This window comes from Almyronema sp. (assembly GCF_052168255.1).
Lineage (GTDB): Bacteria > Cyanobacteriota > Cyanobacteriia > Phormidesmidales > Phormidesmidaceae > Sphaerothrix > Sphaerothrix epifaneia.
In genome coordinates this window covers 29,347-54,714 of sequence record NZ_JBQLZL010000105.1, presented here as the reverse complement: position 1 = coordinate 54,714, position 25,368 = coordinate 29,347, and the positions used below count along the sequence as shown (strand labels likewise).

The window sequence follows — 25,368 nt, the reverse complement described above, 5'->3', positions numbered from 1 at the left end:
GTCTCTTCACGACTGAGCGGCTGGCTCCGGCTGACGGCAAATACCAAATACGGATGTATAGCCATGGAGAAACGTCGTTCCACCAATGGGGCCAATTTCACCACCGCAGAAAAAGCCGCTGATTGGCGTCTGCTCAAAATAGCGGCTAAAGACGCCAGAATCAAAGTTAGCTTCGTCGTACAATCCTTCACCTCGCCCCATGCAGGCAAACATCAACGCTCCCGCTGCTTTAGGTTCGTCGTCGTGCTGGCTTTGGTAGCGGTCTAAAAGTAAGCGCAAGTCGTCGGCGGAGGTTTGAGCATCGCGTAAATGAAACTGAATGCGCTGTCCCGGTCGCACGCGATCGCCAATCGCGATCGCCCCTACCTTAGGATCAACGCCAATCAAATTACGAATCAAAAAGTCACCCTGCTCTAAATGGGGCTTAAAGCCACTCTGCTCAACCCCAATAAACAGAGAATGCTGCGCCAATTCGCGGTCGGCTTCATCCAAACTTTGAAACAGATCTTGCAAAACATCCATCGGCGTTTTTAAGCTCGTCACCGGATCTAGCTCTGAGCCAGTTTCCAGCTTCAGCAGCACATTTCGCTCCCCTTCAGCCACCCGGTAAGGCTGACCAATCGGGCGACACCCCTGCGCCACAATCGCATCTAGCACCACATTGCCCGCCAAAGCCACCCCCACGACCCCTTCTTCGATTAGCTCACCCTGGCAAAACAGGCCACAGCTACGATTAATACTGCCGATACTGGCTAAACCGCCAATCTTCACCGCTCCTGGATAGGCAAAGTCTAGCCCTTGCAGCAAATCGTTGATCCCAGCCGAAAAAGGATCTGCCATCAAAATAAAATGGGGTTCCGACTGCGGATCTACCCCCACCAGCTCACTCCAGCGATCGGGTGGGCTGTCTAAATCGGGTAAATCTGCCGCCGAGCAGTGAAAGCTATGCAGCGCGACCCCCGGCAAGCTAGCTAAACTCAAGCTCAAAGCTGGACGCCCTTCTGCCTCAATGGCAGCCCCTTCAGCCCCCATGCCAATTACCCCGCCGCCGCTACAACCTAGCCAAACGGGTACCTGAATGCGGGCTTGCAGCAACGGCATCAGCCGGGAAAACTCGCTGGCAAACGCAGCCGAAATAAAAACCAAAGCCAAATCTGGTTCCGCCCGCAGCCGCTGAGTTGCTTGAGTTACAACCTCGTCAACAGCGGCTTCTAGCGAGGGCTGGGTTGATAGGGCGCTAGCCCATTTCATTGGTTTAGCTGAGGTATCCATAGCCACCCGCTCCTCCCTAATACACTACAATTATGATCTGGTTGCCAAAATTTAGCCGTCTGTTTTAACACTACAGGGCGTCCTAAAGCTTGTTCAAACCTGAATATTCGGCTTATCTGCGGCATCGGCCAGGTAAATTTATAGCTTCTTACAGATGAATAAGTATTTCTACTCTGTCTGATGCTTTATATACCGCTAGACTTGTTTGCAGAAGTTAGACTATAGTTGCACATGATTTTTGAGTCTTGCGGTGGATCTAATCGCATTTGGTGAAGTTCCACAATAAGGCTAGGACTTATAAGGTTTTATACCGTTGTTAAATTTGGAAAGATTCTATGAGCGATATTCAATCACAAATTGAGCAAGAGCTTGAGAAAGCCCGGGCTGCCTGTGCAGAAGCTGGCAGCGATTCCGCCGAGTGCGCGGTTGCTTGGGACACCGTAGAAGAGCTTCAGGCAGAAGCCTCTCACCAGCGTTCTAGCAAGAAGAAAAAGACCTCCTTTGAGGAGTACTGCGACAACAATCCTGACGCTGACGAGTGTCGCATCTACGACAACTAAGCTGTCGTTTTAATCGACGTAGCAGCTACAGTTGGCTAATTGAAGTGGACTGTATCCTGTTATTTTTTAGCTGGGCCTGGTTTAGGCTCAGCTTTTATCGTGCTTAGGGCGATCGCGCCAACACCCCCCTTGCTAAGCAGCAGTGATAGGCTGAAAATAGCTTGGGTGGCCAACGACAAACCCATCAAGCAACGACCCCAACGCACGTTTGTGTCTGTATGTGAGCAAAATCTATGTTTACCCCTTCTGTACTGCGAGCCTTAGTTTGGACAGACTATCGCTTAGCGGTTGTCTTCACGGTGATTTTGCCGTTAGGGTTGCTGATCTGGGCTTTTGTCAAAAAATCAGAATCCATTCAGCATTTGCTAGCCATTTACTGGAAAGTCGCGAGTTTGCTAGCAATTACCGTTTATTTGATGATTGGCGGCTTTGCCTTTAGCTTCATCACCGCCCTTATGGCTCGCGTGCTCATGCCCATGAGCCTGTGGTTTTGGCAAGACCTCAACGAAGAAATTGACGACCAGCGCTCCACCCCTTTGAAAGTGGCTTTTACGGGTTGGCGCTGGGCACTGACCCTTTACAGCGTTGCAGGCGCAATTTTTGAGATCTTCTTTTTGCGTTGCGCCTTTTCAAGAGCGGCTTTTAACGGCGCTGAGTGCCAAACCTGGTTAGAACCGCCGCTGTTATACAAGGCGTTCTTTCATGCAGGCACCACCTACGGCTTTTTGGGCTTTTTGGGAATTGTCGGGTTAATTGTTTATCTACTGAGCCTGGGCTATTTCGTCTTCTTTCGCTTGGGCAAACAGGGGCGCACAGCCACTTACGAATAACCCCCACTGACTCCCCCGACTAGAGGCCAACAGCAATGCGGGATCTATCGATCGGCCAGCAGCTAGAGCAATATACGCTGAAGCGTCCAGCAGAGGTTTTGCGAGTTCGCGCTGAGGTAGCAGGCGAAGAAGACGAAGTGCTCATTTTTAGAGGATTTTCCAGTTCGCTGGTGCGCTCAACCGCCTTTGATCCAGATGTCCCCGTATTGCCCCCAGAAGCCAAAATCATCGAGATTGATCGCTTACGTGGCCCTTACTTACCCACTGCCCCGCAATATATTGCGCAAGGCTTAACCTGGGAAGAATTTGAGCCGCTACTCGCTGAAATTGGCTTATAGGCACAGGCTCTAGCGGTTTAGAAACAGCCTGAAGACGGTACTAAGGTGTGTTTAGACTGAGCTGAATGACCCCACAGCCGATACGACCGCCTGCATTTCCAGTCGGTTGACCAAAATCATCGGGGTCAGCATGTAAGATTACCGCTCGATCAGCGATCGCATAGCGACCTTGTGTTAGCGTTAGTCCAGGTACCGCTAGGGTCAACGTACCCGTACCCGCTTCGTCGATAGTAATGTTGCCCAAGTCGCCAGCGTGAGCGTTGGCAAAGCCATCGTCTGGCAGGTAGCCGTGCGGCACCTCATCGGGATTGAAATGTCCAGCCGCCGCTTGGCCGCCATCGGCGCAACTTCCGGTGGTGTGAACGTGAAAACCATGTGCGCCCGTCGGTGTGCCTAGCAAACTGGCCTGAATTTGGAGTCCTTCATGGGTGGTTTGAAATTGGGCATAGCCTAGCGTCATTTCAGGATCGGCAGTGCTGTAGATAATCGCTTCTGCATAGTTATCAATTGAGATGTCTGCGGCTCTAGCGGCTGGTGCAGGCAAGCAGCACGCCAAAGCGATCGCGGCAATGAGTATCAGCCGAAAGCAGGTTTTCATAGTTTGCATTCTCCAAGCCTCTGCTGCCCAGGGTAGCGCTTTCACCGCCGTAAGTCTTCTATCGCGGTGGTGTGATCAGGTTAAAACGAGTCGATTTTGGTTAATCAGACAACAAAATTAAAATTTGCCAATAATCGCCAAATCGCTTCACTAAGATTTCAAAATCAACTCACAATAGAAAAGGTTCACCCTAAGCACGACGAAAATTTTGTTAAATTCTGCTGCCAATACGCTGCCTAAGTCCATGTACAAAACTCAAGACCTACACGTCGTTGAAACGCGTCCCCTGATTAGCCCTGCCTTTATTCACCATGAGTTGCCCATGACCGACGCAGCGGCAGCGGTAGTTGCAGAAACTCGCGATCGCATTCGCAACATTCTTTATAACGAAGATCGGCGATTGTTAGTTGTTGTAGGCCCCTGCTCGGTTCACGATGTTGCAGCGGCCTACGAATATGGTCAAAAGTTGACAGCCTTGCGCAGTGAACTTTCAGAACAGCTAGAAATTGTCATGCGGGTCTATTTTGAAAAACCGCGCACCAGTATTGGCTGGAAAGGGTTAATCAACGATCCGCATTTAGACAACAGCTACGACATCAACACCGGGTTGCGGCTTGCTCGTAAGCTATTGCTAGACCTGGCTCACATCGGCTTACCCGCCGCCACAGAATTGCTCGATCCAATTACGCCCCAGTATATTGCCGACGTCATTGCCTGGACTGCAATTGGCGCTCGCACCACCGAAAGCCAAACCCACCGAGAAATGGCTTCTGGGCTGTCAATGCCGATTGGCTTTAAGAACAACACCGATGGCAGTCTACAAGCCGCCATCAACGCCATGCTAGCCGCCAGTCAGCCTCACCACTTTTTGGGCATCAACCACCACGGCCTAGCCAGCATTGTCGAAACCACAGGCAATCCTGACTGCCATCTAGTGCTGCGAGGGGGCAAAAGCGGCCCCAACTACGGCGCTGAGCAGGTTGAACAAGCCGCTCAAGCGTTGGTTAAGCAGAAACTCAATCCTCGAATCATGGTGGACTGTAGCCACGCCAACGCCAACAAAGACCACAACCGTCAGGTGACGGTGCTAGAAGATATTGCCAGCCAGCTTAAAGCGGGTTCGCGCCATCTGTTAGGCGTCATGATTGAAAGCCATCTAGTCGCCGGACAGCAGCCCATTCAAAAAGACCGCAGCCAGCTAGTTTACGGTCAGAGCATTACAGATGCCTGCGTCGATTTTGCCACGACTGCTACCATGCTGCGAACCTTAGCCGAAGCGGTTGATTGCTCTCTAGAAGCGGCTGTGCGTTAGGCGACTGCGCCTTTAGCGCTGACAATTTCGGCGCGATCGCGGCGAGACATTGAGCCACAGACTCGATGAGGCACCGCCTGAAAGGCAAATTTCAGGCAGTTTACCCCTTGCCAGTCTCGCAGCGATCGCGCCTCAGAGCAGCTATCAACGCGCCATTCTAAAAAGTTTCAGCCAGCTTAAGTAACCTGCACCACGTCCAAACGCGAACTTTGCAAGCGATCCATCCAGACGGCTAAAAAGTCGTGGTTGGCTTTTTGCTCCTGCGGGTCAGCAGTATCTGGCGCAAAAGGCAACAGCCCCATTAACGCCGCCGTCGTCACACAAAACATCGATTTTTGAAAGCTTTGACAGATCCGTACCCGAATATCTTCTTCGCCGCGAAGACCCTGGCGGTAAAAGGCGCTGAGATAATCGGGCAAATAGTGGCGCATGTCCTGCATTAGCAGCGTGGGCGGAATACCAGCCCCGCCAATGGGCAAGGGGTCGGCATAAAGTGCCCCATAGGCGAAGCGACCTTGATCCGGCGAAATCTGATTGGCCTGAGCGTTGTAAGAAACTGTCCCTTGAAAGGGGGTGCCGCGAAAAAAGATAGCCTCTACATAGGGAACGGCAGTATCCATCAAAAAAGTGAGATTTGCCTCTGGCGGTAGCAACCAGTAAAATTGACCGTTGATTTCGACCTTGTAGGTAATTGGTTTGGTCGCCGCTTCAACCAAACCCGCCTTGACATGTTCAACCACTTGGGGAATAGACGTTACCGTACCAGCGTCATAGCGATCGGAAAGAGACAAAAACATGTCACTCATCACCCGCCAAAACTGACCTAGCCCGCTGTAATAAGCCAGTTGACGCACCTGCTCCGGCAAAAATTGCGGAAACAAACGGTGTAAGCCTATCATCACCGGGTTAGACGCGAGCTTTGCCCGAATAGCCTGTTCGCATAAGCCAGCAAATTCCGGCGTGTGCAGGTACTCGTCTAAACCGCCGCCGCCATGCCAGAGCATCGTACGCATGCAATACTCGGCGTACTCATAGTTGATGCGATCGTGCCACCAATGCCGCAGCAGCTTGTCAAAAGTGACTTCACCGTTGAAATACTTGAAAAAAGGAAACAGCACCAAAAACTGATGCTCAGCGATGTAGTTCAGGTTGATAGAGTAGGCATCCAAAACCACACCATAGCTTTTGAGAATGCCCACCACCTCTAGCAAGTTCTCAGCATTATCGGGTAACAAAGCCTGACCAGACAGGAGGCGATTGATGTAGGTGTCTGAATCGATCAGAGGCGCTGGCGAGGAGGTAGGGAGCAGGATATTAGTCATAGGGAGCAATCTTCAACAGAACTCACGCAGGCTGAATGGGGCATCTGGGCGATCGCCGCTGGCAAAGAATTGGCTAAAGCAGTGGTGGTGCTTTCCGTCCAGCGAGTCACCAGCGCTGGCTGCAAACCAAAAAAGGTAATCAAAATTGCCAATGCGATCGCCGGAATGCGATCGCTCCACTGCACGGGCGGCAGACACAGATCAATATCGGCGGGTTGGGTCACTGGCCCAATACTGAGCCGTCCAAAGAAAGCCCGATTAACCAGCAGCAAAAAGTAAACCGCCGTCAGGCCAGAACCGATCATGCATAGCAGCGTCTGGGGCACAAAGCTAATAATGCTACCGCGAAACACCAAAAATTCTGAAATAAAGCCCACCATACCAGGAATTCCGGCGCTAGCCATCACACCTAAGACCATCAAGCTACCGACTAAAGGCAACCCCCGCTCTGGATTGAGCAACCCCCGTAATACCTGCAAATCGCGCGTCCCGGTTTTTTTATAAACAACACCTACCAGCAAAAACAGCAGCGCTGAAATCAAGCCGTGGCTGATCATTTGAAACACGGTGCCCAAAACACTCAAAGGCGTCGCCGCCGCACAAGCCAACAAAACATAGCCCATGTGCCCAATTGAGCTGTAGGCCACCATTTTTTTCATATCTTGCTGGGCGATCGCGGCGAGTGAACCATAGAGAACGCTAATCGCCGCCCAAGTCGCCAGACCCGGTGCCAGAATTGACCACGCCTGCGGAAACAGCCCCAAACCAAAGCGCAGCAAACCATAAGTTCCCAGCTTCAGCAGCACCCCCGCCAGCAAAACCGAAACCGGAGTTGAAGCCTCAACGTGGGCATCAGGTAGCCAGGTATGAAAGGGAAACAGCGGAATTTTGATGCCAAAGCCAACCAGCAAAGCCCCCAGCAAAACAAACTGTTGAACCAGCGGTAAGCTCTGCGACATGTGCACATCGTAGTCAAACGTTGCCGCCCCTGAGAGCCAGGTCAGTCCTAAAAAGGCTCCTAAAATCAAAATGCCTGAAATTGCCGTATAAATCAGAAATTTGGTAGCCGCATAGCCGCGCCGCGCTCCCCCCCAAATGGCAATTAGCAAATAAAGCGGAATCAGTTCTAGCTCATAAAAGATGAAGAACAGCAGCAGATTTTGAGCTAAAAAGGCTCCCGCCACCGCCGCATTAATTAGCAGCAGCAGCGAAAAATAAAGGCGGGGACGCTGAATGGACTCACTACTGCTATAAATAGCGACCAGCCCTAGCAGGCTGTTGATCAAAACCAGCGGTAAAGAAATTCCATCTAAACTGAGCCGATAGGTGAGGCCCAAACTGTCTAGCCAGGGCAAAAATTCTTGAAACTGTGAGCCTGACTGGCTAATGTCAAACTGTCCCAGTAAAACCGCATTCCAAACAAGTGTCAGCGCCACAATGGCTAGCGCCAGTCCTCGTAGCTGTTTGGCTTCCCCCGGCCAACTGCCGATTAAAATTGCCCCAAAAATGGGAATAAAAATTAGTACACTGAGCATGATTTGGCAAAATCTACCACATTGACCAGGTCATCAGCAGGCCAAGCAAGCTAACCCCAACAATAATGGTCAGAAGATAGCCTTGAGATTGACCCGAAATACTGTATTTGAGGCTTTCACCGCTAAAAAGTGAAGCGAAGCCAACCAGATTGACAGCGCCATCAACGATATAGCGATCGAACCAGTTACTCAAGCGAGATAGGCTATCAACCGCTAAAACAACCGTAAAGCGATAAAACTTTTCGGTGTAAAAGTCGTAGGCCAGCAAATCTTGTAGCAGGCGAAAGGGTTTTTGAATGGGTCTTGACCAAACTTTTTTAAGCGACAAGGTAGACCCAATCAGTATGCCAATAGCCCCTGAAGCAATCAGCAAAGCGATCGCCCTAGGGTTGATATAGTTCCAAGGGGGTAACAGCGACAGCTTGTACATGACCGCTGGCAGCAGCAGCGTAAAAATTGCCAAGCTCACCATCGGTAGCGCCATCGCCCAGCCTACCTCAGGCGTACAATGGGTTTTGGCTTGCGGCTCACCTAAGAAAACCAGCCGAAAGATGCGCACCAGGTTAATCGCTGTCAGCCCATTGACCAAAAGAAAAACAGCGACAAGCCAGGGATAGTCTTGCCACAAAAAATCAATCCCCAATCGCAATCCCCAAAAGCAGCCCAACGGCAAGAAACCGAGCATCCCCAAGCTACCCACCCCATAGGCAAAGGTGGTCGCTGGCATGCGCGAACCTAATCCGCCTAGCTCGGTCAAATTTTGGTTATTTGTGGTCAAAATAACGGAACCAACGCTCATAAAAATTAGCGCTTTCGCAATGGCATGGGTAAACAAAATCGTTAGCGCCACCCCCGGCCATTCGGTTCCAGTCGCAATAAACACCAGCCCTAAATAAGCGCTGGTGGAATAAGAAAGCGATCGCTTCATGTCAATTTGTGCGATCGCCACCAAAGAAGCCCCAATCGCTGTGATCACCCCAATTGCAATCAGCACCGACAACGCCACAGGCGACAAAATCACAATCGGCTGCAGCTTGATCAAAACATAAGCCCCACAGGCCACAACCACCGAATTACGCATAATTGAGGCTGGATTAGGCCCCTCCATGGCTTCGTCTAACCACAGATGCAACGGAAACTGAGCGCATTTGCCCGTTGGCCCCGCAATCAGAGCAATACCCAGCAAGGTAGCCGTCAGCGGCGAAAGATTAGCCGTTTTTACCCATTCATACAGGTGATTAAAATTGAGATCGCCTGCTAGCGCTGCCAGACTCACCACCCCCATCAGCAGCAGCACATCCCCAACACGTTTGGTTAAAAAGGCATCTCTTGCAGCCGTTACCACCAAAGGCTGAGCATACCAAAAGCCCACCAGCAAATAGGTGGAAAGCGTCAGCATCTCAAGCAAGGAATAGGTCATAAACAGAGAACCACTGAGGACAATGCCGCTCATGGCTCCTTCAAAAAAGCCCATTAATGAGAAAAACCGAGCGATCGCCCAGTCTTTTTCCAAATAACCTAAGGCATAAATTTGAGCCAAAAGGCTCAAACCCGCAATGATTTCTAAAAAACCAATGTTGAGAATAGAAATCTCAAAAGCAAAAGATAGATTCAAATCAGCGGCTTGTAACCAGGTAAAGACAATTTCCCGCGTCCCTTCATTCCAGATGCCACGGAAAATCATAGCACCGTGCATCAGAGCCACAACGGTCATCAAAATATTGAGGTAAGCCGCCGGACGAGGCCCGGTTCGCTTCACCAAGCCAACCGACCAGGGAAGCGCTAAAACTGCCCCTAACAGTCCATAAATGGGGACTAGCCAGCTCGTCTGAATGAAGAACTGCGTCATCTAAAGTGTCTCTAATTTTTTTCTGTTAACCCAAGTTCAATAGATTTTTGGCAGAAGAAACTCAGGCCAGCCATCTTGATCGATCCGACCAGACCTTCTGTGCGATCGTTGCAAGCGCTACACAGCTTTACAGGCATAGCAAGGCACCTTGCCGCTAAGTCATCAGACTCAACCACAAAAGGCTAATCGCATAGAAGCCAACCCGCTGCCTATATGTCTGGCAAAAAGACAGAACGCCTAACATTGCTCACAATTTTACCTGATTTCATTGAGCTTCCTGGCGAATCAATCAGAACTCTTGCCGCGAAATCAGGCTAACCAGCCCCATGACTGTGCCAGCAAAAAACAATCCGTGTGAACGCTCACTCTCGCCTGCTTAAACTTTTATTTAGGTTTACTGGCGTTTCTTGCATTAGATTTAATGATATTTAATATTAGCAACAATCATTGAGACTTATATTGCCAAAGCGTCCGCACACTTCTATTCTGAAGTTTACGTTTAGAGTTACGCAGGCCAAAACAGAACTTAAAACTCTTGGCAAGCCTGAGCGCTTGTCAGCTTTTTGATGGCCTATTTTTTCAGGGCCGCAAAAATGTTTTGAGAGTTACGAATGGCTTCTAGGACTGTGCCTGTTTTATGAGGAGATTACGACAATGCCTATTGCCGTTGGAATGATTGAGACAAAAGGGTTTCCTGCCGTAGTCGAGGCAGCAGACGCAATGGTGAAAGCCGCCCGCGTAACCTTAGTCGGTTACGAAAAAATCGGGAGTGGTCGTGTGACTGTGATTGTGCGAGGTGATGTCTCTGAAGTACAGGCTTCTGTAGCTGCTGGGATTGAATCAGCCAAGCGCGTCAACGGCGGCGAAGTGCTGTCTACCCACATCATTGCTCGCCCGCATGAAAACCTGGAGTTTGTGCTGCCTATTCGCTACACAGAGGCAGTTGAGCAGTTCCGAACTTAACGCTTTTTGACTCGCTCGACAGGTTGGCTCCCCTTAGAACCTTCTTTTTAGAGCTTAGGCTCTGAACTGGATTGTTTTCAAACGGGCTTTGCCTGTGGCAACTTCCAGATGTCTGTTTTGGTTACGACTTACGCTCCGTAGTTTTTAGAGAAAGGTTAAAACAATGGCGATCGCAGTTGGCATGATTGAGACCCTAGGCTTCCCGGCTGTTGTAGAAGCAGCCGATGCTATGGTCAAAGCTGCTCGAGTAACTCTCGTCGGCTATGAAAAAATTGGTAGCGGTCGTGTGACCGTCATCGTTCGCGGAGACGTTTCTGAAGTCCAGGCATCCGTTGCCGCCGGGATCGAAAACGTCAAGCGCGTCAACGGTGGACAAGTGCTATCCACCCACATCATTGCCCGTCCTCACGAGAATCTAGAATTTGTCCTGCCTATTCGCTACACCGAAGCGGTTGAGCAATTTAGAGAAAGCGTCAGCGGTATCCGTCCTTACGGCAGATAGGCTGAGCAATGCGCCTTGCCAAAGTTCGCGGTACGGTTGTTAGCACCTGCAAGGAGCCTAGCTTAAGAGGCGCAAAATTTCTCCTGGTTCAGCTAATTAGCGAATCAGGAGATCTTTTGCCAGAGTACGAAGTGGCTGCAGATGTGGTGGGTGCTGGCGTGGGTGAATGGGTTTTAGTGTCAAGGGGGAGTGGTGCTCGACAGCACGAAGGCTATCTAGAGCGCCCTGTAGATGCCGCGATCGTAGCGATTGTAGACACGGTCAACGTAGATGCAGGCATGCTTTACAACAAGCGAGATGACTTCAGCTAGCAAGTCCTCCTTCCGTTTGAGCCACTTTGCTCAGCCATACACAGTAGCCAAAACAGCTGGCTAATTTTGTCCTTTGGTGTTTATGCAGCCAACTCGCTGCCAGCACGCAGAAGGCTTTCAAGGTTAAATATCTTAACGTAGTGCAGAGGGTTTTCGATGGCAGTCCGCAGTCCAGCGGCTTCCCCTAAGACTATCTCCCGTCAATTAGTGGAACCTCAAATCGACACTTCAGCTCAAGTTCATTCCTTTTCTCAGGTAATGGGCGATGTTCGAGTTGGGCCGAATGTTTCGATTGCGCCAGGAACGTCCATTCGCGCTGACCAGGGGGGAGCCTTCAATATTCAGGCGGGCGTTCAGATCCAAGATGGGGTCGTTATTCACGCGTTAGAGCAAGGGCGAATCCTAGGCGACGACAACCAGCCCTACTCTGTTTGGATTGGGGAAGCTGTCTCTATTACCCACAAGGTGCTGATTCATGGCCCTGCATATATTGGGGCGGGCTGCTTTATTGGATTTCGCTCCACTGTTTTCAATGCTCGCTTAGGTAAGGGCTGCGTCGTGATGATGCATGCCCTAATTCAGGATGTGGAAATACCGTCGGGTAAATTCGTGCCGTCGGGGGCATCGGTGACGACACAAGATCAAGCCGATCGATTGCCCAATGTTCAACCTGAAGATCTTGCCTTTGCCAAAGACGTGATCGGCACTAGCCGTGCAGATACCAGTTATCTCTATGCTGAAGCCGCCAACCGCATCGCCCCGATTCAACAAGAACTTCATCGTCCCCACACGAAGCAGTCTACTGAAAGCAACGGAAAAAATGAGATGCAAACTCAAAGATTAGCTCCAGAAATTGTTCAAGCGGTGCGGCAATTGCTCAGCCAGGGGTATCAAATTGGTACTGAACACGCTGATGTGCGTCGTTACCGCAGTGGGGTGTGGCAAACTTGCTCACCCATTCAGTCTCATCGCGAATCAGAAGTCTTTAGCGCTCTAGAAAACTGTATTCAAGAGCACAGAGGCGAGTATGTACGCCTGTTTGGCATTGATCCACAGGCAAAGCGGCGGGTCGGCTCAGCAATCACGATGCAGCGCCCAGATGGCAAACCGATTGAGTCTGTTAGCAATCGGTCAGTCGGAGCCAGCGTACCGATTCGCCAGTCAGCAGCTTCTAGTCAAAGCAGGACAGGGTTTGGCACCCTCGGTGCTGAGGTTGTGCAGCAAGTTCGGCAAATGCTCAACCAGGGCTATCGCATTGGCATGGAGCATGCTGATTCACGTCGCTATCGCAGCGGCGTGTGGCAGACCTGTTCTCCCATTCAATCTAACCGTGAATCGGAGGTTCTTTCAGCTTTAGAAGCTTGTCTGCGAGAGCATGCTAACGAGTATGTGCGCATGTTTGGTATTGATCCGCAGGTGAAGCGACGAGTGGCCACAACCACGATTCAGCGGGCTGATGGTAAGCCTGTAGACCTTTCAGAGGGTGGCTCAACCGGGTCTACAAGTAGTCGCTACCCAGCGAACTCCAGCGGCAGTTCCAGGCCAGCGGGGGGCATTTTGAGTGCTGAAGCCGTTCAAAAAGCGCGGCAGTTGCTCAATCAGGGCTTACAAATTGGCACCGAACACGCCGATGTACGTCGCTATCGCAGCGGCGTGTGGCAAACCTGCTCTCCCATTGAGTCGAATCGAGAGTCAGAGGTGTTTGCGGCCTTAGAAGGCTGTTTGCAAGAACATGCGGGTGAGTATGTACGTCTATTTGGCATTGATCCGCGAGCAAAGCGGCGGGTAGGATCCCCAATGACGATTCAGCGACCTGGCGATCAGCCTAGTTCGAGGAGTTCGTCTCACAATGGCTCTACAGCCGCCGCCCAGTATACTCAAAATGGTAACGGAGCGGTTTCGAGCCAAGTTCTTAGCTCAGAGGTATTGCAGAAAGTCCGGCAGAGTCTCTCACAAGGCTATCGCCTCAGTTTGGAGTATGCCGATCGGCGGCGTTACCGCAGTGGGGCATGGCAAACTGGCCCTAGCTTGCAGTCCCGTAGTCAGTCAGAAGTCGTTAGCATTTTGGCCGATTTCATGCAGTCTCATGTGACTGAATATGTGCGGCTGGTTGGCACTGACCCGCAAGCAAAGCGTCGTGTTTTTGAAGAGACGATTCAGCGTCCGGATGGGCGGTTGCAGCCCGCTCAAAATGATAGGCAATCAACGGCGGCGGCTACGCCCTATACCAATCCGCCTAAGTACAATACGCCTCAGGCGTCTTCTCACCACAACGGCGGCTCAAGTAGCCCGCTCAATGCTGACTTGCGACAGCAGGTGACTCAGCTTGTGAATCAGGGATATCAGGTCGGCACTGAATTTGCTGATCGCCGTCGCTATCGGAGTGGGGCCTGGAGCAGTGGTGAGTCAATTCACAGTAGTCGGCCAGCCGATGTGATTGCATCGCTAGAGAAGCTGTTAGCTAACCATAGCGGCGAGTATGTGCGGCTAGTCGGCATTGATCCCAAAGCGAAGCGGCGGGTGCTAGAGGCCACAATTCAAAGACCCTAAGGCCGAAATTGTCTGTTATGGGATCGTCACAGCTGCGGCTGAGTAGTCATAGTCACTTTTGTGCCATTGGTGATGTCGAGATTCATCCCAGTGTGGCGATCGCCCCTGGTGCAGTTTTAGCAGCCGCTCCGGGCAGTCGGATTAGCCTCGCTGAAGGCGTTTGTATTGGTGCTGGCAGCGTTTTACAGGTTGATCAAGGGACGCTAGAGCTAGCAATGGGAGCCAGCTTAGGCAACGGCGTTTTGATTGTGGGCAGCGGTCGGGTAGGGGTTCATGCCTGTATTGGAGCCGAAGCCACTGTCCTCAATCCAGCCATTGCCGATGGAGCGGCGATCGCGGCTAAATCGCTTATTGGTGACGGTAGCCGTCAGATGGCGGTTACCTCTGTTGATGTTGATCCAGCCACTGCAACCGCCAAAGTCGATCAAAACGGCGATGCTGCTCCAGTAGAAGCGGCGTCTGAAGCAGCGAACGCTCAGTCAGAAGCTTCAGCAGAAACCAACGGCAGCGGTAAACTGGCTCAGTTTTCCCAGGTGTACGGTAAAGAGCAAGTCAATCAGCTACTATCTACTTTATTTCCGCATCGTCGCCCTCTAAATTGACCTGCTTCTATCGAATAGCTCATAAAATTGAACTATAAGCTTCAGTGTCTAGCGAGTTGCCATGCAGTCTCCCAGCCGTTCCCAGCCAATCTCCTTTGCGTCTCAATCTTCTGAGCGAATGCGTCGATTACGGGGGGGGGCTTTGGGCATGGTATCAACCCACAGCTTCCCTGCTATTATCGGCACCGCCGATGCCATGATGAAGTCTGCCGACGTTACCCTCATTGGGTATGAGAAAACAGGCAGCGGCCACTGTACAGCCATTGTGCGCGGCGGGGTGGCCGATGTTCGAATGGCGGTCGAAGCCGGAACCGAAACTGCTAAGCAATTTGGCCAGTTTGTTTCGTCTTCGTTAATTCCGCGACCCTTACCGAATTTGGAAGTCGTTTTACCGATTTGTGCCCGTCTAGACGAATTAGATCAAGTCGGTCATGGCCCGCCCAGCAATCAGGCTGTGGGTTTGTTGGAAACGCGCGGTTTCCCAGCGATGGTAGGCGCAGCAGATGCGATGACGAAAGCGGCGGATATTACGCTGGTTTCCCACGAAACCATTGGCGATGGACTGTGTACCATCATCATTCGGGGTAGTTTGCCAAACGTAGCGATCGCTGTTGATGCGGGTATGCACGAAGCCGAGCGCATTGGTGAACTGCACTCGGTAATGGTCATTCCCAGACCATTGGGTGATCTAGAGCAATCGCTGCCTAAGCCTAAACTAGCCGCCAAACAGCCCGTACGATTGCCGCTCAACCTAGAAGAAAAAGAAAAAGAACTGGTTGCCTTGCCAGAGGCGACAGCAACGCCTGCTCAAGAACGTCTGCCTTTACCCGATTTGACTCAAATTCCCGCTGATTTTGAATAGGCTTCAACGGTTGAGCCAAGCTAAAGAACCCGATTGGGTTAAAAATTGCTGAATGCGATCGATCGCCTGATCAAGTAGATCAGGGGCATCAGCCGCTAGCCACTGGATCTGGTCAGACTGCCGAAACCAGGTACGCTGTCGTTTGGCAAACTGTTTGGTATGGCTGACGGTTTGAGCGATCGCTGCGGCTAGAGACAAATCGCCCGCTAAGTACTGAGAAAACTCGGCATAACCCAACGTCTTGAGCAACGGTAAGTCAGCCCCATACTTTGCCACTAACGTTTCAACCTCTGCGACCAATCCCATCTCCACCATTTGGTGAGTTCGCGCTTCAATGCGCTGGCTCAGCGCCTCAGGGTTTCCCCAGTCTAAGCCCAAATATAAAATAGGATAATCAGGCGGGTTTTCTCCCTGCTGCGCCGACATCGCCTTGCCTGTCACATAAAACACTTCCAAAGCCCTGAGCGTACGCACCTGATCGCTGGCATGAATGCGCTGCGTCGCCATTGGATCGATCTGCTGTAAGAGCGCATAGCGGTATGGCTGACTGAACTGCTGCAATTGCGATCGCAGCTGAGGCTGAGGAGCCACTGCCGGAATCTGCAAACCCTTAACAATTGCATCAATGTAGAGTCCCGTCCCACCCACCAAGAGAGGTAGCCCTGTGTTATCCTGATGCATCTGCTGCAAATAGGCTTGAGCCTGTTGCTGATAGGCCGCTACCGTCATGGTGTCGGTGGGGTGGCAAATATCAATTAAGTAATGCGGCACACGCTGCTGCTCAGCTTTGGCAGGTTTTGCCGTACCAATATCAAATTCTGCATAGACCTGCCGCGAATCGGCACTCAAAATTACGCCGTTTAATCGCTCAGCGATCGCTAAAGCCAAACTTGACTTACCGCTAGCCGTTGCTCCACCAATCACCACTAAAACAGGTACATTAGAACTACCAAGACCCTTTAGGGGCAGCGTCGCAGCTTGACCGCCAAAGGCTGATTGATCCATCCCCTCATTAAAATTCATCTGAGACTGCTCTAAAATCGCTTCAGACCCCTTTGTGTTAGAATTTTGGAGCGTGGTCTTATTTCCTCAGCTTAAAGTGGCTACAGGCCAAATAAAGGAGTTTTATATATGACAACCAACTACGGTGCTGAACAGATTCAGGTCTTAGAGGGGCTTGAGCCTGTCCGGAAGCGACCGGGGATGTACATTGGTAGCACCGGCCCGCGAGGTCTCCATCACCTAGTTTACGAGGTTGTTGATAACTCCGTCGATGAAGCCTTAGCCGGATACTGCACTCAAATTCAAATTGCGCTCAATGCCGATGGCTCTGTTAGCGTCACCGACAATGGCCGAGGAATTCCTACCGATATTCACCCCCGAACTGGCAAGTCAGCGTTAGAAACCGTTTTAACCGTTCTGCACGCAGGCGGTAAGTTTGGTGGCGGCGGCTATAAGGTTTCGGGCGGATTGCATGGTGTGGGCATTTCCGTCGTCAATGCTTTATCAGAGTGGGTCGAGGTGACGGTTTGGCGCGAGGGCAAAACCCATCGTCAGCGCTTTGAGCGAGGTGTGCCAATAGGGGAGCTTCAGGTAGAACCGAGCCAGCAAGAGCGCCAAGGCACCGCCGTCTCCTTTAAGCCAGACGATCGCATTTTCACCAATGGCATTGAGTTTGATTACGATACTTTGGCCGGTCGCCTGCGAGAACTCGCCTACCTCAACGCGGGGGTTGAAATCACGTTTACCGATTATCGGCTAGACCTGTTGAAGCAAGAAACGCCCAGGGTATCTAGCTTTCACTACGCTGGCGGTATTCGAGAATATGTTCAATACATTAACAACGACAAGCAGCCGATTCACGACGAAATCATTTACGTCCAGTCTGAACGAGACAACGTTCAGGTAGAAGCAGCCCTACAGTGGTGCGTCGATGCCTTTTCGGACAATTTGTTGGGGTTTGCCAACAACATTCGCACCGTAGATGGCGGCACCCACCTCGAAGGGTTAAAAGCGGTGCTAACCCGCACGATGAACAACTTTGCCCGCAAGCGGAACAAACGTAAAGATAACGAAGCCAACTTAGGCGGCGAAAACATTCGTGAAGGGCTGACAGCCGTTATTTCGGTCAAGGTTCCTGACCCTGAATTTGAAGGCCAGACCAAGACCAAACTAGGCAACACAGAAGTCCGGGGTATTGTCGATTCGCTTATTGGCGAATCGCTGGGCGAATATCTTGATTTTCATCCCAACGTGGCGGATGCCATTTTGGAAAAAGCTATTCAAGCCTTCAATGCCGCTGAAGCCGCTCGTCGCGCCCGCGAACTGGTACGGCGCAAATCAGTTCTAGAGTCGTCTACCCTTCCTGGCAAGCTAGCAGACTGTAGTACCCGTGACCCTAGTGAATCTGAAATTTTCATTGTGGAAGGCGATTCGGCAGGCGGTAGTGCTAAGCAAGGTCGCGATCGCCGCTTTCAAGCCATTTTGCCGCTGCGAGGCAAAATCCTCAACATCGAAAAAACAGACGACGCCAAGATTTACAAAAACACTGAAATCCAATCACTCATCACCGCTTTGGGTTTGGGGATTAAAGGCGAAGAGTTTGACGCCTCTCAGCTTCGCTATCACCGCATTTGCTTGATGACTGACGCGGACGTAGATGGCGCTCATATTCGGACGCTGCTGCTGACTTTCTTTTACCGCTATCAGCGCGAACTAGTCGATCAGGGCTATGTCTATATCGCTTGCCCGCCCCTCTATAAAATTGAGCGCGGTCGTAATCACTGGTACTGTTACAGCGATCGCGAACTTAACCAGCTTGTCGAGCGCGAGTTTCCGGCTAATGCCAACTACAGCGTACAGCGCTTTAAGGGATTAGGAGAAATGATGCCGACTCAACTCTGGGAAACGACCATGAACCCAGAAACTCGCACACTCAAAAAAGTAGAGATTGAAGACGCAGCCGAAGCCGATCGCATTTTTACCGTCTTAATGGGCGATCGGGTGGCACCGCGGCGAGAGTTTATCGAAACCTATGGCCCGCGTCTTAACTTAACTGACCTAGACATTTAGCCGCTTTTTGACAACTCATCGCCTATGCGTAAAGCGGGGATCACCTGTCTGGCTTAGGGTAGATGGCATTCAGCCGTCATCTTCGTTAACATTTACTCATAGCGCGATCGCATTTAGGGTTAGCTGTAGCCACCAGCGTTGAGACATTTCAATAGCTGCAAGCCGTTGCTACACAAGCCTTCTCCTACCCTTTGCCTTGAGCTATAACGCCTCAACTAACTGCTGATTAGAGCCTTAGCCATCTGGAAACTAGGCTATCAGCAGTGTCCACTCTGCCCCTCTAAGTGCTTTTGTCATGTCCGAATTCAAACCCTCGGAAACTGAACTGCTTGAGATTGTCCTCAAGCCGCTGTTAGAAGATTTTGTTTACTGGTTTGAGCGATCGCTAAATTTGCTGCAAACTGAACGAATAGACTTTCTTACCCAAGCTGAACAGGCAACTCTCTTGCAACGGGTTGTTCAAGCCCACCAAGAGGCCAAGACCACCCAAACCCTCTTTCAAGCTATGGGGGGAAAAGCAGGAATCGGTACTGATGTCGTCAAAAAATGGCATCAGTTAGTAGCAGAGTGCTGGCAAGTTTCCATTCGCTATCGCCTAAACCGGGCTGAGTCAACCGAGAAAGACTAGCTTCCGGAAAAGTCAATATACAATAGAGGCAGTCTGCCTAAACGCACAGCTTAACCTGAGAAACATCTTTTCACTCGTCAAGCTCATTCACTGGCATTAACCTGAGCATCGCGCTCTCAAGCTCCGAGGAATCTTATCATGCTGCATTTGCTCTATATTCTGGCCTTTGCTGTCCTAGCGGTTCTTGCCGTCTGGAATTTAGTTCGCAACTTGATTACCCTCGGTTCTGAATCTCGGACGCGCCCTCACCGTTCACAGTTAGCCAACCAACCATCCCAACGACAAAACAGACCCGTACCGCACCCAGAGCTACTAGACCCAGAAGGCAACATGATTAGTGAACCGCTGTTGGTGATGCGCTCTATTTCAATGAAAGATGCCAGAGAACAGCTAGACGCGCTTTATGAAGCCTCTAAGGGTAGTGAAGACAGATCAGAAGACTAGACGCAACAAGCCCCCTTTGCCAAATAAAGCTTTTTAGGAAGGCTCACTTTGGAGCCTTCCTCACTTTTTTTAAAGCTGATAGCTGTAGCCGCCAGCTTTAAGCCACTTCAATCGCAAAAAGCTGCTGATCCAAAAGCGCTCCCGCTGCCCGCAAGCTTTAGCTATATTGGCTGCTTTTTACTTTTGCTCAGCCGCATTATCCTGCTTGAAGTAAGCCTCTAACACTTGGCGAACCATCGGGGCTGCAACAGAACCACCGCCACCGCCAGAGTGTTCGCCAAAAGCAACCACCACAATCTCTGGATTATCAGACGGCCCGTAAGCGCCAAACCAGGTATGGGTTTCGTAGGGTGGGGCTTCAGCCGTGCCACTCTTGCCAGAAACAGGCGGCAGGGTGGGTACGTTAAGCGCCTTGCCAGTACCAGCGGTGATCACGCGTCTAAGACCCTCTTGTAAAATCCGAACGGTACTAGGCTGCATGGCTAACTCTTCTCGCCACTGCTTTGACTCCGAATTGTCTTTTAGCAAGTGGGGCTTGACTCGATAGCCGCCATTGGCCGCAACAGAAAACATCACCGCTACCTGCAAAGGCGAAGTTTGCATATAGCCCTGGCCAATCGACATGTTAATCGTATCGCCTAGATACCAACCCTCTTCTAAATTTTCTTGCTTCCAGGCTTCATCTGGCACCAGCCCCGCACTCTCTTCAGGTGCCAGTTCAATCCCCGTTTTTTGGCCAAAACCGTAGCGTCTGCTCCACTGAATCAGCGGCGCTTCTCCCATACCCATTGCCGTTTGGTAGAAAAAAGTATCGCTACTCCAAGCCATCGCCCCTTGAAAGCTCAGCGGCCCAAAGCCAGCCCGGTTCCAATCCCAAAACTGAATTCCCCCGGCTGTAATGTAGGGATACGTGGACAATACTGTGTTAGGCGAATACCGTCCAGATTCCAGCGCCGCCGTCGTCGTCACGATTTTGTAAGTACTTGCGGGCGGGTAGGTGCGCAGCGAACGGTTGAGAAAGGGATAGTTTTTACCCTGGAGTTGACTCCACTGCTCATCGCTAATTTGGGTAGAAAAAATGTTGGGGTCAAAGGTGGGACGGCTTACCATCGCTAGCACCTCGCCGTTTTTGGGATTTAAGGCGACGATGGCACCAATTCGATTTCCTAGGGCGGCTTCAGCTGCTCGTTGCAGTTCCAGATCTAGGGTTAGGTGAATATCATTACCAGAAATAGCAGGTTTTTCGCCTAAAACCTTGATAATGCGGCCACTGCTATCAACTTCGACCTGCTGACCTCCCCAAACCCCGCGCAGCATGGGTTCAAAGGCCGATTCAGCTCCCATTTGACCAACCACATCTCCCAGCCGATACCCTTCTTCCTCGCGTTCAATCAGCTCCTCATCAGTCATTTCCCCGGTGTAGCCTAAAACATGAGCCGCTAAATCGCCGTGGGGGTAGTTGCGCACGGCTTCAGCTTCTACCCGTACGCCAGGGAGATCAGCGGTGTATTCGGTCAGCGCGATCGCCTGAGCCGGACTCAACCCCCGCGCAATAGGCACCGATTGGGTAGACTCATACCCGGCTTGTTCTAAGCGCGATTGCAGCGTATCGGCAGAAACATCTAGCAACCTGGCTAGGCGTTCCACAACGCGATCGCGCTCTATTTGCGATTTTGGTAAGGCAATTGGCCAAATCGAAACTGAATGCGATAGGCGACTACCCGCCAAAATTTTGCCGTTGCGATCGAGAATGGTACCTCGCGCGGGTCGCTTCGGCAGCAGCAAAATACGGTTGTTTTCAGCCAATTGGCGATTACGATGCCCTTGAACTAGCTGTAAGTAGGCCAAACGGCTACCCACACCGCCTAGCAAACCCAGACTAATCAGCAGCATGATCACCAAAGATTGATACTGGCGACCTACAGTTCGTGTGGTCTTGTGATCCGCCACTGTCGGAGAAAAGCGAGTAAAAGCCATAGTTCAATCGTCAGTTTGCTGAATCTATTTGCTGAATTTACTGGAAGATTAGCTATTAGTTTAGCGTTCGCCTGTCGCCGTTGAGCGATGACAAAATGGCCTTTGCTGCCCAATGCGATCGCCCGACTCAATTTTAATCGGCGGCTTAACTTGTTACAGTCGATACATTCGAGCTGGCGTTCACCGCTTAAAAGAAAATAGAGTTTGCTGAAGCTCCGCCAATCTATCAGTCTGTGGTAATGCCTTTGTCTCTTTTTAGTGCAATTTTTAGGGCGATCGCTTGCGGTCGAGCAGCCATTTTGAGAAACTCAGGGCTTTCTAGGGCAGGCTTTAGAAGATATATCAGTTTCTGAATCGAAGCCTAGGCCGATAAAATAGTGCAAAGTCTTTTCTCGTCTTTAGCCATGGATTTATTGTCTAGCTCAACCGTACTGCTCGTTAGACTCTGGAGTGGGGATTAGCGGATGTCCCAAACCGTATCATCGGCTTCTAAGCCAATTCAAGAAAAATCGGCCTCAGACGTAGAGTTGAGGCAAGTTTTTAAGGTTTTTGACGGTGAAGTTGCCGTCCGGGGAGTAGACCTCTCTATTCGCCAGGGTGAATTTTTCAGTATTCTGGGCCCGTCTGGCTGTGGCAAAACGACCACACTACGCTTAGTTTCAGGGTTTGAAGTGCCTTCAGCCGGAGACGTGCTGATTCAAGGCCAGAATGTTAAACAAACGCCTGCCTATAGACGCCCCGTTAATACCGTTTTTCAAAGCTACGCGCTGTTTAACCACATGACGGTTTGGGACAACATTGCCTTTGGCTTAAAAATCAAGGGCTGTAGCCGTCAGCAGTTGCAAGCACGCGTCGCCGAAGCGCTGCGGCTAGTCAAGATGGAAGCCTTTGCTAAACGCTATCCCAAACAGCTTTCAGGCGGACAACAACAGCGGGTGGCACTCGCAAGAGCTTTGGTCAATCGCCCTGCCGTGATGCTCTTAGATGAACCGCTGGGGGCTTTGGATCTAAAGCTACGCAAGCAAATGCAGATTGAGCTATCGACGCTTCATCGGGACTTGGGCATCACGTTTGTGATGGTAACGCACGACCAAGAAGAGGCTTTATCCCTCTCCGATCGAATTGCGGTGATGCGAGAAGGGCAGATTGAGCAAATTGGCACGCCCAACGATATTTACGAGTATCCTCAAACTCCCTTTGTTGCTGATTTTATCGGAGATACTAACCTGATCGAGGGTCGCCTAGAAAAGCGATCGCCAACTTTGCTGCAGGTTGCCACCCCTAGAGGTTTAAAGATCCGGGTACAGCCTTCAGAGAAAACGCCCAGTCTGGCAAACACGCAGTCAGTGGTGGTCAGTATTCGTCCCGAAAAGATTCATCTCGCTACTGAAGCTTCGCAAGTTACCGATCAAAATTGCGTAGAAGGACGTTTACAGCATGTGATGTATTTGGGCACTCATATTCACTGTTTAGTGCAGTTGACTACAGGCGATGCCTTGACGGTTCTCTTACCTAATCGCGATCGCTTCGAAAAGTTACCCGATGCTCATACCCCCATCTATGCCCACTGGGCGGCACACGACTGTCTGGCTCTAGCCGCCTAAAATAAGAAATGAATTGCTTGTAGTGCCTGAAACCTTGATTCCATCTAGTTTTGAAAGCTTGGAAAGCTGTAATTGTCGATCTGATCTGTTAACTGATAGGGAGTGAACCACCGTGCCTCGTAAAAGACTTTTTTCCAGCTCGTCCCGTCGTTTCAGCACCACTCGACGCCGTTTTTTGCAAGGGTCTGCAGCCGCTTTAGGCGGTGTAGCGCTCTCTAACTGTAGCCAAAGGCTCTCAAACGTCCAATCCGAAACCGACAGCGCTAACAGTGAAGCGACGGCGGCGGCTCCCGGAACCCTCTATGTCTACACCTGGGCTGACTACACCAACGACGAGCTAGCGCAGCTTTTTACCGAACAAACGGGCATTGATGTCGTGATCGATATCTATGATTCCAACGAAACGATGCTGGCTAAAATGCAGGCGGGCGGGGGAGAAAACTACAGCATTCTTTACCCCTCTGACTACATGGTGCAACAGATGGTGGAGTTGGGCATGTTGGCAGAACTCGACCTCGACCGGATTAAAGGCATGGACAACCTTTTAGACAAATGGCAAGATCCAGTCTACGATTCCGGAAATCAGCGCAGTGTCCCTATTAGCTGGGGAACAACGGGTTTGCTTTACAACAAAGAGGTTTTAACCACCGTACCTGAAGACTGGGATTATCTTTGGGAAAACCAAAACGCCTTGGCTCGGCGGATGACGTTGTTAGATGATGTCCGCGAGACGATGGGAGCTGTCCTCAAGTCGTTGGGCTATTCTTACAACTCTACTGAACCAGAAAAGCTAGAAGAAGCCTACCAAAAACTGGTTGAGCTAAAGCCAGCGATCGCCTCTTTTATGTCTTTTGGCTTTGAAGATGCTTTGCTAGGAGGCGACTTAGACTTGGTTATGAGCTATTCCGTCGATGCGATCGCCGCTACCTTAGAAGACGATCGTTTGGAATATATTGTGCCAGAGAGCGGTTCGTCGGTTTGGACTGACACAATGGTAATTCCAACATCTGCCCCCAACGTAGACGCAGCCTATACCTGGATCAACTTCATGCTACAGCCAGAAGTAGCTAAACAAGCTGTAGAAAGTCTCTATTTCGCCACCCCCAACGCAGAAGCCTTAAAGCAGTTGCCTGAAGAACTCACCAGCAACCAGGATCTCTTTCCGCCTGAAGACCTGCTGAACCGTTGTGAAGGAATTGCGCCTGTGGGCGATGCCAGCAACCTCTACGATCGCTATTGGACGCAACTCACCAGTGCCTAAACTCACCCAAACTAAGTTGATATCTCAGCGATCGCTACAGTGGCAAGACAGCCTCAAGCGCATTGTTAGACCCGTGGTTTTACTTGGCCCAGCAGGTTTATGGCTCCTGCTGTTTTTGGTGCTGCCAACAGCTTTAATTTTAGAAATTAGCTTAGTGCCAGGTTTGCGGCCTGGTGAACCAACGGCAGGCTACGGTCTAGGCAACTATTTTCAAATTTTCAACCCTCTTTATGCTGCTTTCAACCCCGTTTACCTGCAAGTTATGGGGCGATCGCTGTTTTATGCTACGGGGGCTACCCTCGCCTGTTTGCTATTGGGATTTCCGGTAGCCTATTGGATCGCCCTAATGGCTCCACGACGCTGGCGTAATTTGCTGGTGGTTGGCTTTGTCTTGCCGCTATGGACATCTTCTCTGCTGCGAGCTTACGCCTGGATTAGCATTTTGCGCCCAACGGGGTTACTCAATTACCTGATTGGCAGTTTGCAAGCTCTCTTACAGCCCCTTGCCCCCTGGTTAACCTTGCCTACCCAAAACTGGCTATACACTTCGGTGGCTGTCTTTATTGGCCTGACCTATAGCTTTTTGCCCTATATGGTCTTGATTCTTTATGCCACCCTCGAAAAGCTAGAAACCAGTTTATTAGAAGCGGCGGCTGACCTAGGCGCGACCCCCCAGCAAGCCTTTTGGAAAGTAACCGTGCCCCAAACGTTACCCGGCATTGCAGCAGGCTGTCTCCTAGTCTTTATCACCAGTATGGGGGATTTCGTCGTTCCGACCCTTTTAGGAGGAGCCTCCAGTATGACCATTTCACGGCTTATCTATAACCAGTTTCTCGGTATTACCCGCAATTGGGGACTGGGATCCGCCTTGAGTATGGTTCTAATTTTGGCGGTTAGTTTAGCGATCGCGCTGCTCATTCGCTACGGCGATCGCGCTTCTGTCTCTGAAACTTAGGCATGGTTAAGATCTAACCCC

General features: G+C 50.9%; 23 protein-coding genes. 16 read left to right on the top strand and 7 right to left on the bottom strand.

Annotation, left to right across the window (positions count from 1 at the left end; all coding sequences use genetic code 11):
• Positions 1 to 6: 6 nt before the first annotated feature.
• Positions 7 to 1,272 (bottom strand): FIST signal transduction protein, encoded by a 1,266-nt coding sequence (locus ACTS3T_RS22195; protein ID WP_462935779.1) that lies wholly within the window; start codon positions 1,270 to 1,272, stop codon positions 7 to 9.
• Positions 1,273 to 1,607: 335 nt separating this feature from the next.
• Between ACTS3T_RS22195 and ACTS3T_RS22190 the strand changes: the two genes are divergently transcribed.
• From ACTS3T_RS22190 to ACTS3T_RS22180, 3 genes are all read left to right on the top strand, one after another.
• Positions 1,608 to 1,832: a CP12 domain-containing protein gene (locus ACTS3T_RS22190; protein WP_462935778.1), complete on the top strand. Its 225-nt coding sequence runs from the start codon at positions 1,608 to 1,610 to the stop codon at positions 1,830 to 1,832.
• A 233-nt stretch (positions 1,833 to 2,065) separates the two neighbouring features.
• On the top strand, positions 2,066 to 2,662 hold the full coding sequence (locus ACTS3T_RS22185; RefSeq protein WP_462935777.1) for a DUF3177 family protein: 597 nt from the start codon (positions 2,066 to 2,068) through the stop codon (positions 2,660 to 2,662).
• 35 nt (positions 2,663 to 2,697) lie between these two features.
• Positions 2,698 to 3,000, top strand: coding sequence for a DUF7734 family protein (locus tag ACTS3T_RS22180; RefSeq protein ID WP_462935776.1), 303 nt, complete (start codon positions 2,698 to 2,700; stop codon positions 2,998 to 3,000).
• A 40-nt stretch (positions 3,001 to 3,040) separates the two neighbouring features.
• Here ACTS3T_RS22180 and ACTS3T_RS22175 read toward each other — a convergent pair whose 3' ends face one another.
• Positions 3,041 to 3,598 carry a superoxide dismutase family protein gene (locus tag ACTS3T_RS22175; RefSeq protein ID WP_462935775.1) on the bottom strand — a complete coding sequence of 186 codons (558 nt, stop codon included), beginning with the start codon at positions 3,596 to 3,598 and terminating at the stop codon, positions 3,041 to 3,043.
• Positions 3,599 to 3,842: 244 nt separating this feature from the next.
• Here ACTS3T_RS22175 and ACTS3T_RS22170 point away from each other — a divergent pair, with 244 nt between their 5' ends.
• Complete coding sequence (locus ACTS3T_RS22170) at positions 3,843 to 4,910, top strand: 3-deoxy-7-phosphoheptulonate synthase (protein WP_462935774.1); 1,068 nt, start codon at positions 3,843 to 3,845, stop codon at positions 4,908 to 4,910.
• 176 nt (positions 4,911 to 5,086) lie between these two features.
• Here ACTS3T_RS22170 and ACTS3T_RS22165 read toward each other — a convergent pair whose 3' ends face one another.
• The 3 genes from ACTS3T_RS22165 to ACTS3T_RS22155 are packed head-to-tail and all read right to left on the bottom strand — an operon-like array spanning position 5,087 to position 9,616.
• Entirely contained in the window at positions 5,087 to 6,232 is a 1,146-nt protein-coding gene (locus tag ACTS3T_RS22165; protein ID WP_462935773.1) for a CO2 hydration protein, read from the bottom strand.
• The gene (locus ACTS3T_RS22160) at positions 6,229 to 7,767 is read right to left on the bottom strand and encodes an NADH-quinone oxidoreductase subunit M (RefSeq protein WP_462935772.1); all 1,539 of its coding nucleotides are present in this window, start codon (positions 7,765 to 7,767) and stop codon (positions 6,229 to 6,231) included. The genes ACTS3T_RS22165 and ACTS3T_RS22160 overlap by 4 nt, the downstream gene beginning before the upstream one ends.
• A gap of 13 nt (positions 7,768 to 7,780) precedes the next feature.
• Positions 7,781 to 9,616: an NAD(P)H-quinone oxidoreductase subunit F gene (locus ACTS3T_RS22155; protein ID WP_462935771.1), complete on the bottom strand. Its 1,836-nt coding sequence runs from the start codon at positions 9,614 to 9,616 to the stop codon at positions 7,781 to 7,783.
• Between the two features lie 654 nt (positions 9,617 to 10,270).
• Between ACTS3T_RS22155 and ACTS3T_RS22150 the strand changes: the two genes are divergently transcribed.
• The 6 genes from ACTS3T_RS22150 to ACTS3T_RS22125 all read left to right on the top strand — a co-directional run bounded on the left by ACTS3T_RS22150 (position 10,271) and on the right by ACTS3T_RS22125 (position 15,406).
• Positions 10,271 to 10,579 carry a carbon dioxide-concentrating mechanism protein CcmK gene (locus ACTS3T_RS22150; RefSeq protein WP_080806054.1) on the top strand — a complete coding sequence of 103 codons (309 nt, stop codon included), beginning with the start codon at positions 10,271 to 10,273 and terminating at the stop codon, positions 10,577 to 10,579.
• Positions 10,580 to 10,742: 163 nt separating this feature from the next.
• Positions 10,743 to 11,081, top strand: coding sequence for a carbon dioxide-concentrating mechanism protein CcmK (locus ACTS3T_RS22145; protein ID WP_272062027.1), 339 nt, complete (start codon positions 10,743 to 10,745; stop codon positions 11,079 to 11,081).
• Positions 11,082 to 11,089: 8 nt separating this feature from the next.
• Positions 11,090 to 11,392: a EutN/CcmL family microcompartment protein gene (locus ACTS3T_RS22140; protein WP_462935770.1), complete on the top strand. Its 303-nt coding sequence runs from the start codon at positions 11,090 to 11,092 to the stop codon at positions 11,390 to 11,392.
• A 156-nt stretch (positions 11,393 to 11,548) separates the two neighbouring features.
• Positions 11,549 to 13,942 (top strand): ribulose bisphosphate carboxylase small subunit, encoded by a 2,394-nt coding sequence (locus ACTS3T_RS22135; RefSeq protein WP_462935769.1) that lies wholly within the window; start codon positions 11,549 to 11,551, stop codon positions 13,940 to 13,942.
• 17 nt (positions 13,943 to 13,959) lie between these two features.
• Positions 13,960 to 14,544 carry a hypothetical protein gene (locus ACTS3T_RS22130; RefSeq protein ID WP_462935768.1) on the top strand — a complete coding sequence of 195 codons (585 nt, stop codon included), beginning with the start codon at positions 13,960 to 13,962 and terminating at the stop codon, positions 14,542 to 14,544.
• 61 nt (positions 14,545 to 14,605) lie between these two features.
• Entirely contained in the window at positions 14,606 to 15,406 is an 801-nt protein-coding gene (locus ACTS3T_RS22125) for a carbon dioxide-concentrating mechanism protein CcmK (protein WP_462935767.1), read from the top strand.
• A gap of 3 nt (positions 15,407 to 15,409) precedes the next feature.
• Here ACTS3T_RS22125 and miaA read toward each other — a convergent pair whose 3' ends face one another.
• Complete coding sequence (gene miaA / locus ACTS3T_RS22120) at positions 15,410 to 16,429, bottom strand: tRNA (adenosine(37)-N6)-dimethylallyltransferase MiaA (protein ID WP_462935766.1); 1,020 nt, start codon at positions 16,427 to 16,429, stop codon at positions 15,410 to 15,412.
• Between the two features lie 108 nt (positions 16,430 to 16,537).
• Between miaA and gyrB the strand changes: the two genes are divergently transcribed.
• The 3 genes from gyrB (at position 16,538) to ACTS3T_RS22105 (ending at position 19,550) form a co-directional block, all read left to right on the top strand.
• A complete protein-coding gene (gene gyrB, locus ACTS3T_RS22115) occupies positions 16,538 to 18,478 on the top strand; it encodes a DNA topoisomerase (ATP-hydrolyzing) subunit B (protein ID WP_462935765.1) in 1,941 nt (646 codons plus the stop codon).
• Positions 18,479 to 18,773: 295 nt separating this feature from the next.
• Positions 18,774 to 19,106, top strand: a complete 333-nt coding sequence (locus ACTS3T_RS22110; protein WP_462935764.1) for a DUF2605 domain-containing protein — start codon at positions 18,774 to 18,776, stop codon at positions 19,104 to 19,106.
• A gap of 138 nt (positions 19,107 to 19,244) precedes the next feature.
• Positions 19,245 to 19,550, top strand: coding sequence for a DUF2973 domain-containing protein (locus ACTS3T_RS22105; protein ID WP_462935763.1), 306 nt, complete (start codon positions 19,245 to 19,247; stop codon positions 19,548 to 19,550).
• A gap of 177 nt (positions 19,551 to 19,727) precedes the next feature.
• On the opposite strand, the gene mrdA is transcribed toward ACTS3T_RS22105, so the two are convergent.
• Complete coding sequence (gene mrdA / locus ACTS3T_RS22100) at positions 19,728 to 21,527, bottom strand: penicillin-binding protein 2 (protein WP_462935762.1); 1,800 nt, start codon at positions 21,525 to 21,527, stop codon at positions 19,728 to 19,730.
• Between the two features lie 464 nt (positions 21,528 to 21,991).
• Between mrdA and ACTS3T_RS22095 the strand changes: the two genes are divergently transcribed.
• The 3 genes from ACTS3T_RS22095 (at position 21,992) to ACTS3T_RS22085 (ending at position 25,347) form a co-directional block, all read left to right on the top strand.
• A complete protein-coding gene (locus tag ACTS3T_RS22095) occupies positions 21,992 to 23,131 on the top strand; it encodes an ABC transporter ATP-binding protein (protein WP_462935761.1) in 1,140 nt (379 codons plus the stop codon).
• A 112-nt stretch (positions 23,132 to 23,243) separates the two neighbouring features.
• On the top strand, positions 23,244 to 24,392 hold the full coding sequence (locus tag ACTS3T_RS22090) for an ABC transporter substrate-binding protein (RefSeq protein ID WP_462935760.1): 1,149 nt from the start codon (positions 23,244 to 23,246) through the stop codon (positions 24,390 to 24,392).
• On the top strand, positions 24,343 to 25,347 hold the full coding sequence (locus tag ACTS3T_RS22085) for an ABC transporter permease (RefSeq protein WP_462935759.1): 1,005 nt from the start codon (positions 24,343 to 24,345) through the stop codon (positions 25,345 to 25,347). Before ACTS3T_RS22090 ends, ACTS3T_RS22085 begins: the two co-directional genes overlap by 50 nt.
• Positions 25,348 to 25,368: the final 21 nt, after the last annotated feature.

What these genes read in the sequence shown, in the direction of transcription:
- ACTS3T_RS22160 (WP_462935772.1), bottom strand. Translation starts at nt 7,767, where the DNA reads ATGCTCAGTGTACTAATTTTTATTCCCATTTTTGGGGCAATTTTAATC.
- ACTS3T_RS22105 (WP_462935763.1), top strand. Translation starts at nt 19,245, where the DNA reads ATGCTGCATTTGCTCTATATTCTGGCCTTTGCTGTCCTAGCGGTTCTT.
- ACTS3T_RS22175 (WP_462935775.1), bottom strand. Translation starts at nt 3,598, where the DNA reads ATGAAAACCTGCTTTCGGCTGATACTCATTGCCGCGATCGCTTTGGCG.
- ACTS3T_RS22170 (WP_462935774.1), top strand. Translation starts at nt 3,843, where the DNA reads ATGTACAAAACTCAAGACCTACACGTCGTTGAAACGCGTCCCCTGATT.
- ACTS3T_RS22190 (WP_462935778.1), top strand. Translation starts at nt 1,608, where the DNA reads ATGAGCGATATTCAATCACAAATTGAGCAAGAGCTTGAGAAAGCCCGG.
- ACTS3T_RS22130 (WP_462935768.1), top strand. Translation starts at nt 13,960, where the DNA reads ATGGGATCGTCACAGCTGCGGCTGAGTAGTCATAGTCACTTTTGTGCC.
- miaA (WP_462935766.1), bottom strand. Translation starts at nt 16,429, where the DNA reads ATGAATTTTAATGAGGGGATGGATCAATCAGCCTTTGGCGGTCAAGCT.
- gyrB (WP_462935765.1), top strand. Translation starts at nt 16,538, where the DNA reads ATGACAACCAACTACGGTGCTGAACAGATTCAGGTCTTAGAGGGGCTT.
- ACTS3T_RS22155 (WP_462935771.1), bottom strand. Translation starts at nt 9,616, where the DNA reads ATGACGCAGTTCTTCATTCAGACGAGCTGGCTAGTCCCCATTTATGGA.
- ACTS3T_RS22165 (WP_462935773.1), bottom strand. Translation starts at nt 6,232, where the DNA reads ATGACTAATATCCTGCTCCCTACCTCCTCGCCAGCGCCTCTGATCGAT.
- ACTS3T_RS22125 (WP_462935767.1), top strand. Translation starts at nt 14,606, where the DNA reads ATGCAGTCTCCCAGCCGTTCCCAGCCAATCTCCTTTGCGTCTCAATCT.
- ACTS3T_RS22185 (WP_462935777.1), top strand. Translation starts at nt 2,066, where the DNA reads ATGTTTACCCCTTCTGTACTGCGAGCCTTAGTTTGGACAGACTATCGC.
- ACTS3T_RS22145 (WP_272062027.1), top strand. Translation starts at nt 10,743, where the DNA reads ATGGCGATCGCAGTTGGCATGATTGAGACCCTAGGCTTCCCGGCTGTT.
- ACTS3T_RS22085 (WP_462935759.1), top strand. Translation starts at nt 24,343, where the DNA reads ATGCCAGCAACCTCTACGATCGCTATTGGACGCAACTCACCAGTGCCT.
- ACTS3T_RS22140 (WP_462935770.1), top strand. Translation starts at nt 11,090, where the DNA reads ATGCGCCTTGCCAAAGTTCGCGGTACGGTTGTTAGCACCTGCAAGGAG.
- ACTS3T_RS22110 (WP_462935764.1), top strand. Translation starts at nt 18,774, where the DNA reads ATGTCCGAATTCAAACCCTCGGAAACTGAACTGCTTGAGATTGTCCTC.
- ACTS3T_RS22095 (WP_462935761.1), top strand. Translation starts at nt 21,992, where the DNA reads ATGTCCCAAACCGTATCATCGGCTTCTAAGCCAATTCAAGAAAAATCG.
- ACTS3T_RS22195 (WP_462935779.1), bottom strand. Translation starts at nt 1,272, where the DNA reads ATGGATACCTCAGCTAAACCAATGAAATGGGCTAGCGCCCTATCAACC.
- ACTS3T_RS22135 (WP_462935769.1), top strand. Translation starts at nt 11,549, where the DNA reads ATGGCAGTCCGCAGTCCAGCGGCTTCCCCTAAGACTATCTCCCGTCAA.
- mrdA (WP_462935762.1), bottom strand. Translation starts at nt 21,527, where the DNA reads ATGGCTTTTACTCGCTTTTCTCCGACAGTGGCGGATCACAAGACCACA.
- ACTS3T_RS22150 (WP_080806054.1), top strand. Translation starts at nt 10,271, where the DNA reads ATGCCTATTGCCGTTGGAATGATTGAGACAAAAGGGTTTCCTGCCGTA.
- ACTS3T_RS22180 (WP_462935776.1), top strand. Translation starts at nt 2,698, where the DNA reads ATGCGGGATCTATCGATCGGCCAGCAGCTAGAGCAATATACGCTGAAG.